Raw genomic sequence first — 13,130 nt, forward strand, 5'->3', positions numbered from 1 at the left:
TCAAAACCTCGCTCGCGATCCGTCACACCTTGCGAAACGGCAGCGGCGGCCCGTCGAGCCTGCGCAGGCCGGGTTCGCGCCGTTCCAGCCACCAGCCATATTGCTTCGGCCAGGACGCGAATACTTCGCCGCTTCCGGTGCGAAGCGCAAGCTCGGCATGCAGCGGCCAGTTCGGATCGAACAGCGCCTCACGGCCGATCGCGACCAGATCGGCATGGCCCTTCGCCAGGACATCTTCCGCCTGCTGCGGATGCAAGATCAGACCGACCGCGATGGTGGCGATGTCGGCGGAGCGGCGGATCTCGTCGGCATAAGGCACCTGGAAACTATAGCCGCGCGGAATCCGCGCCGCGGTCGCCGAGCCGAGCAGGCCGCCGGAGGAGCAATCGATCAGATCGACGCCGCGCGCCTTGGCCTCGCGGGCAAACGCGATCTGGTCCTCAAGCTGTAACCCGCCATCGATGCCGTCGACCGAGGAGATCCGCACCGACAGCGGCCGCTCCGCGGGCCAGGCGGCACGCACGGTCTCGATGATCTCGAGCGGATAGCGCATGCGCCCGGCGCGGTCGCCGCCATAGGCGTCGGTCCGGCGGTTCGACAGCGGCGACAGGAATGCGTGCAGCAAATAGCCATGCGCGCAATGCACCTCGACGAATTCGAAGCCGGCTTCCAACGCGCGCAAGGTGGCGCGACGCCATTGCTCCCGCAGCGCTGTGAGTTCGGCCACTTCGAGCGCGTGCGGCATCAGCCAGGCCTCCTCCATCGGGATCGCGCTCGGCGCGACCGTCCGCCATGGCAAATCGCCGCGGGCGCGGTCGGAATCGTCAAGCACGGCATTGCCATACCAGGGCCGCTGCATGCTGGCCTTGCGGCCGGCATGGGCGAGCTGGATCGACGGCACCGCGCCATTATCCTTCAGGAACGCCGCGATGCGTTCCAGCGGCGCGATCTGCTCGTCGTTCCAGATCCCGACATCGCCATGGGTGATGCGGCCCTCCGCCGTAACCGCCGCGGCCTCGACCATCACGAGCCCGGCGCCGCCTTGCGCGAATTTACCGAGATGCACGAGATGCCAGTCATTGGCGAGGCCATCGATCGCCGAATACTGGCACATCGGCGAGATCAGGATGCGATTCCGGGATGTCACACCGCGAAGCGTGATCGGCTGAAACAGAAGCGGCTGCGACATCGGGACCTGCGGGGAGCGTGATGGCGGGGAAATGGTGGGGAGCGAAAGCTAGGCGGCTCGCCGCCTCATCGCAAGCCGCGCAACGACGCAGGCCATACGACCTGGACGCATGATGGCGCACTTCGCCGTTCGCAAATCACCCTGAATATGCCTACATGGCCGGTATGAAAAAGATCGGATTCCTCTCGTTCGGACACTGGACGCCCTCACCGCAATCGGGAGCGCGTTCGGCCGCCGATGTGCTCCTGCAATCCATTGACCTCGCCGTCGCCGCCGAGGAACTGGGCGCGGACGGCGCCTATTTTCGCGTCCATCACTTCGCCCGCCAACTCGCCTCGCCGTTCCCGCTGCTGGCGGCGGTCGGCGCCAGGACCCGCCGCATCGAGATCGGCACCGCCGTGATCGACATGCGCTACGAAAATCCGATGTACATGGTCGAGGACGCTGGCTCAGCCGATTTGATCGCCGGCGGACGCCTGCAGCTCGGCATCAGCCGGGGCTCGCCTGAGCAGGTGATCGATGGTTGGCGCTATTTCGGCTATCAGCCGCCTGAGGGCCAGACCGACGCCGACATGGGGCGGCGTCACGCGGAGATTTTCTACGACCTGCTGCGCGGGCAAGGCTTTGCGCAGCCGAATCCGCGGCCGATGTTTCCAAATCCTCCCGGTCTGCTGCGGCTCGAACCGCTCTCGGAAGGCCTGCGCGACCGAATCTGGTGGGGCGCCGGCTCGAACGCCACGGCGATCTGGGCGGCCAAACTTGGCATGAACCTGCAGAGCTCGACCCTCAAGAACGACGAGACCGGAGAAGCCTTCCACGTCCAGCAGGCGGCCCAGATTCGGGCCTACCGTGCGGCCTGGAAGGAGGCCGGTCATGCGCGCGAGCCGCGCGTCTCGGTGAGCCGCAGCATCTTCGCGCTGGTCGACGATCGCGACCGCGCCTATTTCGGAAACGGGCAGGAGGAAGACCAGATCGGCTTCATCGATGAGCGGACGCGCGCGATCTTCGGCCGCGGCTACGCCGCCGAGCCGGAGGCACTGATCGCGCAGCTCAAGACGGACGAGGCGATCGCGGAGGCCGATACCCTGCTGCTGACCGTCCCCAATCAGCTCGGCGTCGCCTACAATTCGCATGTGATCGAGACTATTCTGACCCAGATCGCGCCTGCGCTTGGGTGGCGGTGAGGAGCGGAACGGCAACATTTGGAGCGTGCCGTGGAGCCGCTATCGGTCAACCGCTAAATCGCTGAACGAATTGGAGCGGGCGAAGGGAATCGAACCCTCGTATGCAGCTTGGGAAGCTGCCGTTCTACCATTGAACTACGCCCGCGATCTCAATCGCTTAAGTCCGCTTTACCGCTCAAGACCGTGCCGGACAATAGCCCGGGCCGACGGCAAGGATCAAGCGTGCATTCACAGCGGTCACGGGTCACTCGCCGCTAATAGTCGAGCCGCACGAGCACGTCATTGATGACGAATGGTGCTACAGCCGCCACCGCGTCGCAGGTGCCGCTTCGCACGAAGACGCAGGCATCGCCGTTGCCGACGGCCGCGCAACTGCGCCGTGAAAAATCCGCAGGGAGATCGGCTGCCGAGGCCGGGCGTGCCAGGATGCGATTGAAGGCTGGCTTTGTCGCCTGCACCAGAGCCGGAAGATTTCCCTTCGCAAGGGGATCGCCGGGCTGCAGCGCGTAGAGCGGCGACGAACCCGCCAGCCGTTCCTGCCCCGGCAGCAAATGGAAGGGAACATCGTAAAGCGCGAGACCGCACAATTTGGAATCGCTGCGCAATTCCGCCGCCAGCTGTGACGCGCCGACGCCGCGCATCCAGTCGTCATGCATTTCTTCGCTTGCCCCGGCGAGTGCCACCGAGACCAGCGCCCATCCGCCGGCAACGAGCGGCAGCGCCCACCGTCGCCAGGCGCGCTTCGCGCGCAGCGACTGGATCCAGTCGGCCGAGCCCAGCGCCGCCACGATGATGAGCAGGACTATCGACAAAAAGACAAAACGGTATTCCTTGTGTCCGATCAGGCTGTGAAAGACCAGGTTCACGAGCGCCACGGCCAGCAACAACGGTGCGTGTCGCGCGCCGCGCCAGATCGCCCACAGCAGCGGCACGACCGCCACTGACCAGACCATCCAGAAACTGACGAGATAGGTCACCGCAGGCTGCAGGCCGAACTCGGCCGCACGGTCGTGCAGCAGATTCTGCTCGATGTTCGCGATCAGCCAACGGAACGGGACGACGCCATGTGCGACATCGACCATGGCAGCGAGCAGCAGCACGACGAGCCCGCCGGCGACCAGCGGAATCAGATTCCGCCAGTTTCGCCAGCACACGCCGATAGCCAGCACGGCAATCGCAGGCGCATATTGAAAGCGGCAGACAAAGGCGAGCGCGAGCAATGCACCGCCGATGACGAGGCGTCGCTGCGATGGCCCGCCGGTCAACAGCAGCGCCGCCGGCACGATGAGCGCCGTCGCTAACGGTTCACTCAACGTGTGCGGCGCGAACAGGATGAACTCGAACCAGATCGCGGCGACAAAGGCCGCAACGATGGCGTGGGTTCTCGAGATCCGCGCGCCGAGAAACCAGGCGCTGGCCACGATCGACAGCGATGCGAGCGCGGCGACCAGGCGAGGCACCACGAAGGCCCCCGCGCCACCAGGCACAACGAGGTCGCCGACAGCGACGGGCCCCGCCAGCAACGTCGGCAGGAACCAGCCGCGGATACCGTAACGCCAGTCCCAGGTGATGATGCCGTCATGGCCGAGCAGCCGCCAGGCCGGCTCGAGGTACTGAAAGATCTCGTCGGGATGGATGATGTTGGGCCAGACAGCGAGCGGAAGGCGGATCGCCAGGGCCAGCAACAGCAATGCCGCCAGGGGGTGAAAGCGCCCGGTCGCTGGTCCGACCTCGCCCGTGTGGCCAGGCGATCGATCGGCGCTCGTTCTCGTCATCGTTCCGCCGACCGTATCGAGAGGCCCGGGCCTCGTGGAGCAGCACCGACGAACAGATAGCGCCCATGCCTTTAAGATGCGTGACCGGAGGCCGGGCTTTGGACACCGGACGGGCGGTCCGGAGCCATCAGCGACATCCTTAACCGAACGTTAAGATTCCAGGTGCGCGCGATGGCAAGGGTGCTAACATCTCTCCCGGGGTTGGTGCTGTCATGGCGGGGCGTGGGTATACCATTTTCGACACGGCAATCGGCCGATGCGGCATCGCATGGGGAGAGATGGGCGTGGTCGGGGTGCAGCTTCCCGAAGCACGCGAGATCGAGACCCGCAGGCGGCTGTTCCAGCTTTATCCCGACGCCCGCGACATACGGCCATCCGAGGAGATCGAGGTCGCGATCGAGGGCATCGCCGCGATCCTGCGCGGCGGCAACAGCGACCTGTCCGGCGTCACGCTCGACATGACCGACATCCCGGCTTTCAACCAGCGCGTCTACCAGTTTGTCCGGACGATTCCGCGCGGCGAAACCCTGATTTATGACGAGGTGGCGCGTGCGTTAGGCGCCTCCGGCGCGGTCCATTCGGTGGCGCAGGCGATCAGCCGCAATCCCTTCATGATCATCGTGCCCTGCCACCGCGTGCTGGAAGCGGGCCATTATGCCGACCCGATCTCGCCGCACGGCGGCGGCATCTCGAAGCGGCGGCTGCTTTCGATCGATGGCGCGCAGACGATCACGAACAAGACCCTGTTCGACGTGCTGCTGCCGGTTGCGCCGCCGCGGCCGCATCCTTAGGTCATGTGCGCTTCGCACATGACCTAACTTTTTTGTTTGTACATGATCTTATCGGAAAACCGGACTCCACTTTTCCGGATCATGCACTAAATCCTAGGCATGAACCGCACCACGCTGTTGCAGCGCGATCGCATCACCGTCAACGAGTTTTGCTGCACGGCTGAGCCCGGCGACAAGCCGTTTGTCGAGCAGTTTGCCAGCCATTCGGTGTCCTATGTGCGCAAGGGCAGTTTCGGCTGCCATTGCCGCGGCCGCTTCCATGAACTGGTCGCCGGATCGTTCCTGATCGGCCATCCCGGCGACGAATACACCTGCACCCACGATCACGTGGTCGGCGACGAGTGCCTCTCGTTCTTCCTCGATCCGGAGCTGGTGGAGACCATCGGCGACCGCGCCGCGGTCTGGCAGGTCGGCTCGGTGCCGCCGCTGTCCGAGCTGATGGTGCTGGGCGAACTCGCGCAAACGGCGGCAGATGGCAACAGCGACGTCGGCCTCGACGAGGTCGGGCATCTCCTCGTCAGCCGCCTTGTCGAACTGGTCTCCGACCGCAAGGCCAAACCCCTCACCGCCGGCTTGCGCGACCGCCGTCGCGCGGTCGAGGCCGCGCTATGGATCGATGCCAATTCGCATCGCGGCATCGATCTCGACGATACGGCCGATCAGGCCGGCCTCAGCACATTCCATTTCCTGCGGCTGTTTTCCGCGGTGCTCGGCGTCACCCCGCATCAATATCTGGTGCGCTCGCGGCTGCGTCATGCGGCGCGCCGGCTTGCCGACGATGATAGCCCGATCACCGACATCGCCTATGACGTCGGCTTCGGCGATCTCTCCAATTTCGTGCGCAGCTTCCACCGCGCCGCCGGCGCCTCGCCGCTGAAATTCCGCCAGGCCTCCCGCGGCGACCGCAAGATTTTCCAAGAACGTCTCGCGCTGCAATAGCTAGGGTTTCTCCAGGCCGCGCGTCATCGACGGGCCCCCATCTGGAGACCAATCATGTACGACCATATCGGATTGCGCGTCAGTGACCTCGACGCCAGCGTGCGCTTCTACGCCGCCGCACTGGCGCCGCTCGGCTTTGTGCTCTGCTCGCGCGACGACAGCGGCGCCGGCTTCGGCCCGAAGAGCGAGCCCGCACTCTGGCTGCATCTGCACAAGGGCAAGTCCGCGGGCGGCGCCCACATCGCCTTCCGCGCATCGAACCACGACGCGATCAAGAAATTCTATTCCGAAGGCGTCAAGGCCGGCGGCAAAGACAACGGCGCCGCGGGCCATCGCAAGGATTACAGCCCGACTTATTACGCGGCGTTCCTGATCGACCCCGATGGCAACAATGTCGAGGCGGTGTGCACCTAAGTTTCCACCGTCATTGCGAGCGAAGCGAAGCAATCCACAGGCCCGCGCATGCGGACGGATGGATTGCTTCGTCGCGGAGCCTGTCATCGGGCGCGCATTCGCGCGACCCGTTGGCTCCTCGCAATGACGACCTCTTCAAATAGAAAGGACTGAACTATGGCTTCGATTTACAAGGACATCCCGATCGACGCGCCGGCCGACCACGTCTGGGACGCGCTACGCGATTTCGGGGCGTTGCATACGCGGCTGGCGCCGGGCTTCGTCACCGACACCCAGCTCGAGGGCGACGTGCGCATCGTCACCTTCGGCAACGGCTCGGTGGCGCGCGAGACGCTGGTCGATTGCGACGACAAACGGCAGCGGCTGGTCTATGCGATCACCAGCGAGCGGCTGAAGCAGCACTCGGCGTCGGCACAGGTGTTCGCCGAGGCCGACGGCCGCTGCCGCGTGGTGTGGATCGCCGACGTGCTGCCGCACGAGGTCGCGCCCTATATGGACGCGCAGATGGATCTCGGCGCGGCTGCGATGCAGACCGCACTGGCCCGCTCGGTCAGGGATGGGAAAGCTGCGTGACCTTCCTCACAGAAGAGGGCCGCTTCCGCCTCTAAGCCTCACCCCGTGCGTCCGGATCCTCGCCCGCAATCGTGGGCTGCGGGCGCACGGGAGGGTTTGCCATGACGGGAGCCGACAAGGTCGTGTGCCAGGCGGCCACGCTGCTTCTGCTGTTTGCGCTGACATCGACACCCGCGAAGGCGCAATTCCTGGGCGGCGGAGGCGGCCAGGACATGATGACGCAAATGGCGCCGATGCTGGAAATGATGAAGGCGAAGATGGGCAAGCGCCGCTTCGCCATGATGATGCAGACCATGGGCCCGATGATGAGCGGCATGTTGGATGGCGGCGGCCGAATTCCCGGCCTCGGCGGCGGCTTCGGTGGCATCCCCGGCAGCTTTGGCGGCGGCAGCGCCAGCACATATGGCGGCGGAATACCGAGCACCCCCGAGAGCTACGGCGTCGGATTGGGCGGCATCGGTGGCGGCGATATCATGGGCATGCTCGGCGGCGGTGGCGGCGGCGAGCTGATGGGCATGATCCCGCAAATCATGCGGATGGCGAATTTCGGCGGCGGTGGACGTCACGGCCGGCGGCACCGGCAGCGGTGATACGACCGGCGCGCAGCTCTATCCCCGTCATTGCGAGCCAACGGGTCCCGCGAATGCGCGCCCGATGACAGGCTCCGCGAAGCAATCCATCGCACCGCCCGCGCGGAAGTATGGATTGCTTCGTCGCTATCGCTCCTCGCAATGACGGCTTGCTTGAATCAAGGCCTCAAGACAACGCCGGCTGCACCTTGGCGATCGGCGCGGGCTTGCCCCAGCGCGTCAGGATCACACTGAGGCAGGAGAATGTGCCGAGCACGCCCATCGAGGCAGCGGCGAGGGTGAAGAAGTTTTGCGCGGTCGCGTCATGCGTCGAAAGCCACCAGCCGCCGGTCGCGATGAAGATCAGCCGCGCGCTTTGCGCCAGCACCGGACCCAGCACCTTGGCGGCGCCCTGCGAGGAAAAATACATCGACATCGCCAGCCCGATGAAGGCGTACATCGGCGCGGCCGTGGAGAGATATTGATGACTGGTGCTCCGCACATGCGGATCATCAGTGAAGAGATTGACCCAGAGGTCGGGGAACACCGCGATGAAGCTGCCGACCGCGCCGACCATCAGGAATGCCATCGTGCCCGCGGTCCATGCGATGCGCCGGGCACGGGCGATGCGCTCGGCACCGACGGCCATGCCGATCATCGGCACCGAAGCGATGCCGACGGCGAACGCGACCGAGGTCAGCATGAATTCGAGCCGCGCACCGATGCCGTAGCCGGCGAGCACCGCGGTGCCGAATTGCGCCAGCATGTGGGTGAAGATCGAGATCGTCAAAACCGATTGCAGCGGCGAGAAGCAGGAGATCGCGCCGACCTTCAGGACGTCGATGAACATCGCCCCCTGCACCCGCAATCCCCTGAGCTTCGGAACGACGCGGGCGCGGCCGGAGAACAGATACCAGCCCATCACGGTGATGCTGATCGAATAGGCGATCAGCGAACCGGCGGCGACGCCGCGCATGCCGAATTGCGGCACCGGACCGAGGCCGAGCCCGAGCGTGCCGCCGAGCAAGATCTGCCACACCGCCGACGACAGGATCATGGTCGACGGCAGTTTCATGTTGCCGGTGCCGCGCAGGATGCCGGCCATGGTGTTCATCAGCCAGGGCAGGATCGCGCCGCCAAAGAAGATCTGCGAATAGCCGACTGCCTGCGCCAGCACATTGCCGCGGCCGCCGAGCAGTTCGAGCAGACGTGGACCGAAGATCAACATGCCCAGCATGAATGTCAGACCGAAGGTCAGGCCGATCAGCAACGCGTGTGCCGCGAGCGTCGAGGCGCGCTCGATCTCGCCGGCGCCGAGCGCGCGCGCGATCGAGGATGCCACGCCGCCGCCCATGGCGCCGCCCGACATCGTCATGGTGAGGATCACGCAGGGAAACACCAGCGTCATCGCCGCGAGCGACTCGACACCAAGGCGGCCGATATAGGAGGTCTCCGCGATCACCACGCAGGTGCCGGCGGACAGCGCGATGACATTCGGCCAGGCCAGCCACAGCAGCGTGCGCAGGATCGGTCCGTCGAGCAGCGCATTGCGCGCCGGCCTGGCCACCGGCGGCGGCAGCGGCCGCTCGTGTTCGTCGACGGGTATTTCGGCGAGGCCGAGATCGGACATTTCGTCTCCCGTGCGCGATCTTCGGGAGCCGCGCATGGTGTTTCCCTACCATGGTGGCAGCCGATTCCACCTGCGCGGGACGCAAGGGGGACCTGCGCGATTGCAGGTGAACTTTCGCACTACCCCACCGACCACACCAACTGCGCGCGGGCGCTTCCGTTCAGCTGCAAATGCACCGGAATATGCCGCCCGCAGCCGGCCGCCAGCCCCTCGAACATACCCGTCAGCACGCTGGCGCAGGCCGGATGATAATCGGCGACGTCGGCCATCAGCTTCCAGCCCTGCTGGCGGATTTCGAACTGACCCTCGGATTCGCTGATCTCGGCGACATCGTCCTGCGACTCGAAGAGCACGCGCAGGAACGCGGCAAATTCCGCCGCACGGCCACGACGACCACCAAGCGCATGCGCGACCTCGTCGAAATACTGCATGCCAATCAGCTTGCCGGTGAGATGCAGCAGATAGCTCGCATCCTCCGGGCCGAACACCTGCACGATCACGGGTGCTGCCGTCTTCACATATTCCATCGCGTAGTTGCGATAGGCTTTTTCGAGGCGCGGCTTCGGCCAGCTATCGACCGGCAGTGCCGGCGCGGTGCTGGAATCGAACAGCGGCGCCTCGAGATGGCGCGCGAAGACAAGTCGCTGGTCGAGCTCGAGCGGATGGTCGTATTCGCAGTAATAGCCTTCAAGTCCATCCTGCCCGTCGACGCTCTGCTTGGTGCAGACGAAGCCGAGCCTGAGATCGCCGAGGGCTGCACCATTGTTGGCGTGCCAGCCGCGCAGCATCGCGCGCGAGACTTCGCCGGGCACGCCGCAGATCGCGGTGCCCTTCCAGATCCAGCGCGGCGGCGGATAGCGGATCCAGGCCTTGCGGTCGGTCTCGTGCATGTATTCGACATGCACGCCGCCGATCCAGTTCGAGAGGTAGTGATATTGCGCGGCGGCGACCGCCGGCGGCAGGTCGTCAAGGCCGAGCTTCTTGAGCCCCGGCAGGAAGCGCTCCTGCTGCTGGCGGCGAAACACCCGGAACACGAACTCGGCCGCATCGGCGGTGCCGCGCCGCGTCACCACGGTGAGGATCAGCCCGGTGAAGAAGGCATGGTAGAGATCGGCGACGCTGCGCCATTTCCGCCATTGCGCTTCTTGCGCGCCCTGCTCTCCGGTCATGTTCGCTCCCGTTTGTTGTTTTGCCAGAGTGTGTCATCGCCGGAGAAGCGACGCAACCAACGCACATGCAGTGTCATCGCCCGACTCGTTCGGGCGATCCAGTATTCCAGAGGCGTACGTTATCTATTCAGGGGCCGCGGCGGACTGGATTCCCCGCTTTCGCGGGGAATGACGACGGAGAGAATATCGCTACACCCGAAAATGCTTCGAGAGCTTCAGGCCCTGCGCCTGGTAGTTGGAGCCGATGCGCTGGCCGTACATCGCGTCGGGCCGCTCGAGCATCTTCTCATAGACCAGACGACCGACGATCTGGCCGTGCTCGAGGATGAACGGCACTTCGCGCGAACGCACTTCGAGCACCGCGCGCGACCCCTTCCCGCCGGCGCCGGCATAGCCGAATCCGGGATCGAAGAAGCCGGCATAGTGGACGCGGAATTCGCCGACCAGGGGATCGAACGGCACCATCTCGGCGGCGTAATCCGGCGGCACCTGCACGGCTTCCTTTGAAGCGAGGATATAGAATTCGCCGGGATCGAGGATCAGACTGCCGTCGGTGCGCGCCTTGATCGGCTCCCAGAAATCGTCGACCGCGTAGCCGGCGCGGCGGTCGACATCGACCACGCCGGTGTGGCGCTTGGCGCGGTAGCCGACGAAGCCGTTCGAATTCTCGCCGGAGAGATCGACCGAGAGCGCAACGCCCTCGACCAGATCGGCATCGTCGATATCGACCAGCCGCTCGGCGGCATGCAGCGCGTCGAGCTCATCGGCACTGAGGACCGCGTCGCCGATGCGAAAGCGCACCTGGCTCAGCCGCGAGCCCTCGCGCAGCAGCACAGGGAAGGTCTTCGGGCTGATCTCGGCATAGAGCGGCCCGTGATAGCCGGCGCCGATCATGTCGAAGCGGCGGGTGCCGTCGGCGATCACACGGGTGAAGACGTCGAGCCGGCCGGTCGAGCTCTTCGGGTTGGCCGCGGCGACGATCTCCGGCGGCAGCGCCAGGCTTTCCAGCAGCGGGACGATATAGACGCAATTGGTCTCCAGCACCGCGCCGTCGGACAGATCGATCTCGTGCAGCTTCAACTGGTCGATGCGCTCGGCAACGGTGGAGTCGGGCCCCGGCAGGAAGCTCGCACGGACGCGGTAGGCGATGTCGCCGAGGCGCAGATCGAGGCTCGCCGGCTGGATCTGGCTCTCGATGAACGGGTACGCCGGCAGAATGAGGCCGGCCTCCGCCATCTCCGCGATCATGCGGTCGGGCAAGATTCCGTTGGATTCTTCTTCCAGCGTGAACGACACGGCGCGGCCCCTCGAGATGGCCCAAAATCATACCCTGAGCGGCCATCCAAGCCCCAAAATATGGGCTTTTACGAGTTATCCGATGACCGCCTTGACGGAAAGGCCGTGAGGGAATATCAGCAACACTTATCCCGTGGTGATTTGAGCCGGCCGGCTTGCAGCCACGTTAAATAAGTCGCTAAACAGGCCGGGGACAGTGTGATCCCGGCTTGTGGAGGTTTCTCCAGGCCGGTTTTTTTGTGGCTATTTTCCCAAGGGAATGGCCGCGTCGGAGGTCACATGTCTGAAGCCAAATCTACCGCCCACTATCGTCCCGAAACCCGCCTCGTCCATGGCGGCACGCTGCGCTCGCAATTCGGCGAGACGTCGGAAGGCCTGTTCCTCACCCAGGGCTATGTCTACGACAGCGCAGAGCAGTGCGAGGCGCGCTTCAAGGGCCAGGATCCCGGCTTTATCTATTCGCGCTATTCCAATCCGACGATCGCGATGTTCGAGCGCCGCATGATCGAGCTGGAGGGCGCCGAAGCCGCGCGCTCGACTGCGACCGGCATGGCCGCGGTGACCACCGCGATCCTCGCACCGCTGAAGGCCGGCGATCATCTGGTCGCGTCGAAAGCCCTGTTCGGCTCGTGCCTTTACGTGGTGCAGGACCTCTTGCCGCGCTACGGTATCGAAACCACGCTGGTCGATGGTCTCGATCTCGACCAGTGGCAGCGCGCATTGCGGCCGAACACCAAATCCTTCTTTCTGGAGAGCCCGACCAATCCGACACTCGACGTGCTCGATATCGCGGCCATTGCCAAGATCGCGCACAGCGGCGGCGCCCGGTTGATCGTCGACAACGTGTTCGCAACGCCGATCTGGCAGAGCCCGCTCACGCTCGGCGCCGACGTCGTGGTCTATTCCGCGACCAAGCACATCGACGGCCAGGGCCGCTGCCTCGGCGGCGTCATCCTGTCGTCCGAAGCTTTCATCGCCGAGCACATCCATAATTTCATGCGCCAGACCGGGCCGTCGCTGTCGCCGTTCAACGCCTGGGTGCTGCTGAAGGGACTTGAGACGCTCGGCATTCGCGTCAAGGCGCAGACCGAGAGCGCGGCGAAGATCGCCGACGTGCTGGCGAACCATTCGAAGATCACGCGGCTGGTCTATCCCGGCCGCGCCGACCATCCGCAGGCCGAGACGGTGAAGAAGCAGATGCGCGCCGGCTCAACGCTGGTCGGCTTCGAGGTGACGGGCGGCAAGGCCGGCGCCTTCCGCTGCCTCAACGCGTTGAAGATCGCGCGGATATCCAACAATCTCGGCGACGCCAAGAGCCTGGTCACGCATCCCGCGACCACGACACATCAGCGCCTGGCGCCGGAAGCCCGTGCCGAACTCGGCATCAGCGAAGGCTTTATCCGCTTCTCGGCGGGGCTGGAGCATGCCGACGACCTGATCGAGGATCTCGATCAGGCGCTGGCGCAGGTATGAGAGACTGGCTCCATCCGTCATGGCCGGGCTTGTCCCGGCCATCCACGGCTTGCTTCTCGCTACACCAAGACGTGGATGCACGGCACAAGGCCGGGCATGACGAGTTTGTGGAGCGATTGAGCGCTACT

12 protein-coding genes, 1 tRNA gene and 1 riboswitch are annotated in these 13,130 nt (G+C 65.0%); of the genes, 7 read left to right on the forward strand and 6 right to left on the reverse strand.

Annotated elements, in window-relative coordinates; all coding sequences use genetic code 11:
* Positions 1 to 22: 22 nt before the first annotated feature.
* Positions 23 to 1,189 (reverse strand): NADH:flavin oxidoreductase/NADH oxidase, encoded by a 1,167-nt coding sequence (locus tag UP10_RS28210; RefSeq protein WP_044590497.1) that lies wholly within the window; start codon positions 1,187 to 1,189, stop codon positions 23 to 25.
* Between the two features lie 164 nt (positions 1,190 to 1,353).
* Here UP10_RS28210 and UP10_RS28215 point away from each other — a divergent pair, with 164 nt between their 5' ends.
* The gene (locus tag UP10_RS28215; protein WP_044590498.1) at positions 1,354 to 2,373 is read left to right on the forward strand and encodes an LLM class flavin-dependent oxidoreductase; all 1,020 of its coding nucleotides are present in this window, start codon (positions 1,354 to 1,356) and stop codon (positions 2,371 to 2,373) included.
* Between the two features lie 71 nt (positions 2,374 to 2,444).
* Here UP10_RS28215 and UP10_RS28220 read toward each other — a convergent pair.
* Together UP10_RS28220 and UP10_RS28225 are read right to left on the reverse strand one after the other, a co-directional pair.
* Positions 2,445 to 2,518, reverse strand: a tRNA-Gly gene (locus UP10_RS28220).
* Between the two features lie 109 nt (positions 2,519 to 2,627).
* Positions 2,628 to 4,148: a glycosyltransferase family protein gene (locus tag UP10_RS28225; RefSeq protein ID WP_044590499.1), complete on the reverse strand. Its 1,521-nt coding sequence runs from the start codon at positions 4,146 to 4,148 to the stop codon at positions 2,628 to 2,630.
* Between the two features lie 212 nt (positions 4,149 to 4,360).
* Between UP10_RS28225 and UP10_RS28230 the strand changes: the two genes are divergently transcribed.
* The 5 genes from UP10_RS28230 to UP10_RS28250 all read left to right on the forward strand — a co-directional run bounded on the left by UP10_RS28230 (position 4,361) and on the right by UP10_RS28250 (position 7,455).
* Positions 4,361 to 4,939: a methylated-DNA--[protein]-cysteine S-methyltransferase gene (locus UP10_RS28230; protein WP_044590500.1), complete on the forward strand. Its 579-nt coding sequence runs from the start codon at positions 4,361 to 4,363 to the stop codon at positions 4,937 to 4,939.
* A 99-nt stretch (positions 4,940 to 5,038) separates the two neighbouring features.
* Positions 5,039 to 5,878, forward strand: coding sequence for a helix-turn-helix transcriptional regulator (locus UP10_RS28235; protein WP_044590501.1), 840 nt, complete (start codon positions 5,039 to 5,041; stop codon positions 5,876 to 5,878).
* Between the two features lie 54 nt (positions 5,879 to 5,932).
* Positions 5,933 to 6,292, forward strand: a complete 360-nt coding sequence (locus UP10_RS28240; RefSeq protein ID WP_044590502.1) for a VOC family protein — start codon at positions 5,933 to 5,935, stop codon at positions 6,290 to 6,292.
* 156 nt (positions 6,293 to 6,448) lie between these two features.
* Complete coding sequence (locus UP10_RS28245; protein WP_044590503.1) at positions 6,449 to 6,865, forward strand: SRPBCC family protein; 417 nt, start codon at positions 6,449 to 6,451, stop codon at positions 6,863 to 6,865.
* A gap of 101 nt (positions 6,866 to 6,966) precedes the next feature.
* The gene (locus UP10_RS28250) at positions 6,967 to 7,455 is read left to right on the forward strand and encodes a hypothetical protein (RefSeq protein ID WP_044590504.1); all 489 of its coding nucleotides are present in this window, start codon (positions 6,967 to 6,969) and stop codon (positions 7,453 to 7,455) included.
* Between the two features lie 166 nt (positions 7,456 to 7,621).
* Here UP10_RS28250 and UP10_RS28260 read toward each other — a convergent pair whose 3' ends face one another.
* The 3 genes from UP10_RS28260 to UP10_RS28270 all read right to left on the reverse strand — a co-directional run bounded on the left by UP10_RS28260 (position 7,622) and on the right by UP10_RS28270 (position 11,529).
* A complete protein-coding gene (locus UP10_RS28260) occupies positions 7,622 to 9,064 on the reverse strand; it encodes an MATE family efflux transporter (protein ID WP_044590506.1) in 1,443 nt (480 codons plus the stop codon).
* A 119-nt stretch (positions 9,065 to 9,183) separates the two neighbouring features.
* On the reverse strand, positions 9,184 to 10,233 hold the full coding sequence (locus UP10_RS28265) for a hypothetical protein (protein ID WP_044590507.1): 1,050 nt from the start codon (positions 10,231 to 10,233) through the stop codon (positions 9,184 to 9,186).
* A 189-nt stretch (positions 10,234 to 10,422) separates the two neighbouring features.
* On the reverse strand, positions 10,423 to 11,529 hold the full coding sequence (locus UP10_RS28270; protein WP_044590508.1) for a 2'-deoxycytidine 5'-triphosphate deaminase: 1,107 nt from the start codon (positions 11,527 to 11,529) through the stop codon (positions 10,423 to 10,425).
* Between the two features lie 123 nt (positions 11,530 to 11,652).
* Positions 11,653 to 11,732, forward strand: a riboswitch (SAM riboswitch).
* Between the two features lie 76 nt (positions 11,733 to 11,808).
* On the opposite strand from UP10_RS28270, the gene UP10_RS28275 reads away from it, so the two are divergent.
* A complete protein-coding gene (locus UP10_RS28275) occupies positions 11,809 to 13,002 on the forward strand; it encodes an O-succinylhomoserine sulfhydrylase (RefSeq protein WP_044590509.1) in 1,194 nt (397 codons plus the stop codon).
* Positions 13,003 to 13,130 lie beyond the last annotated feature (128 nt).

Origin of the sequence: Bradyrhizobium sp. LTSPM299, from assembly GCF_000938235.1 — a bacterium.
In the GTDB taxonomy this organism is placed as follows: Bacteria; Pseudomonadota; Alphaproteobacteria; order Rhizobiales; family Xanthobacteraceae; genus Bradyrhizobium.

Coding starts and splice junctions, on each gene's coding strand:
- UP10_RS28210 (WP_044590497.1), bottom strand. CDS start 1,189: ATGTCGCAGCCGCTTCTGTTTCAGCCGATCACGCTTCGCGGTGTGACA.
- UP10_RS28215 (WP_044590498.1), top strand. CDS start 1,354: ATGAAAAAGATCGGATTCCTCTCGTTCGGACACTGGACGCCCTCACCG.
- UP10_RS28225 (WP_044590499.1), bottom strand. CDS start 4,148: ATGACGAGAACGAGCGCCGATCGATCGCCTGGCCACACGGGCGAGGTC.
- UP10_RS28230 (WP_044590500.1), top strand. CDS start 4,361: ATGGCGGGGCGTGGGTATACCATTTTCGACACGGCAATCGGCCGATGC.
- UP10_RS28235 (WP_044590501.1), top strand. CDS start 5,039: ATGAACCGCACCACGCTGTTGCAGCGCGATCGCATCACCGTCAACGAG.
- UP10_RS28240 (WP_044590502.1), top strand. CDS start 5,933: ATGTACGACCATATCGGATTGCGCGTCAGTGACCTCGACGCCAGCGTG.
- UP10_RS28245 (WP_044590503.1), top strand. CDS start 6,449: ATGGCTTCGATTTACAAGGACATCCCGATCGACGCGCCGGCCGACCAC.
- UP10_RS28250 (WP_044590504.1), top strand. CDS start 6,967: ATGACGGGAGCCGACAAGGTCGTGTGCCAGGCGGCCACGCTGCTTCTG.
- UP10_RS28260 (WP_044590506.1), bottom strand. CDS start 9,064: ATGTCCGATCTCGGCCTCGCCGAAATACCCGTCGACGAACACGAGCGG.
- UP10_RS28265 (WP_044590507.1), bottom strand. CDS start 10,233: ATGACCGGAGAGCAGGGCGCGCAAGAAGCGCAATGGCGGAAATGGCGC.
- UP10_RS28275 (WP_044590509.1), top strand. CDS start 11,809: ATGTCTGAAGCCAAATCTACCGCCCACTATCGTCCCGAAACCCGCCTC.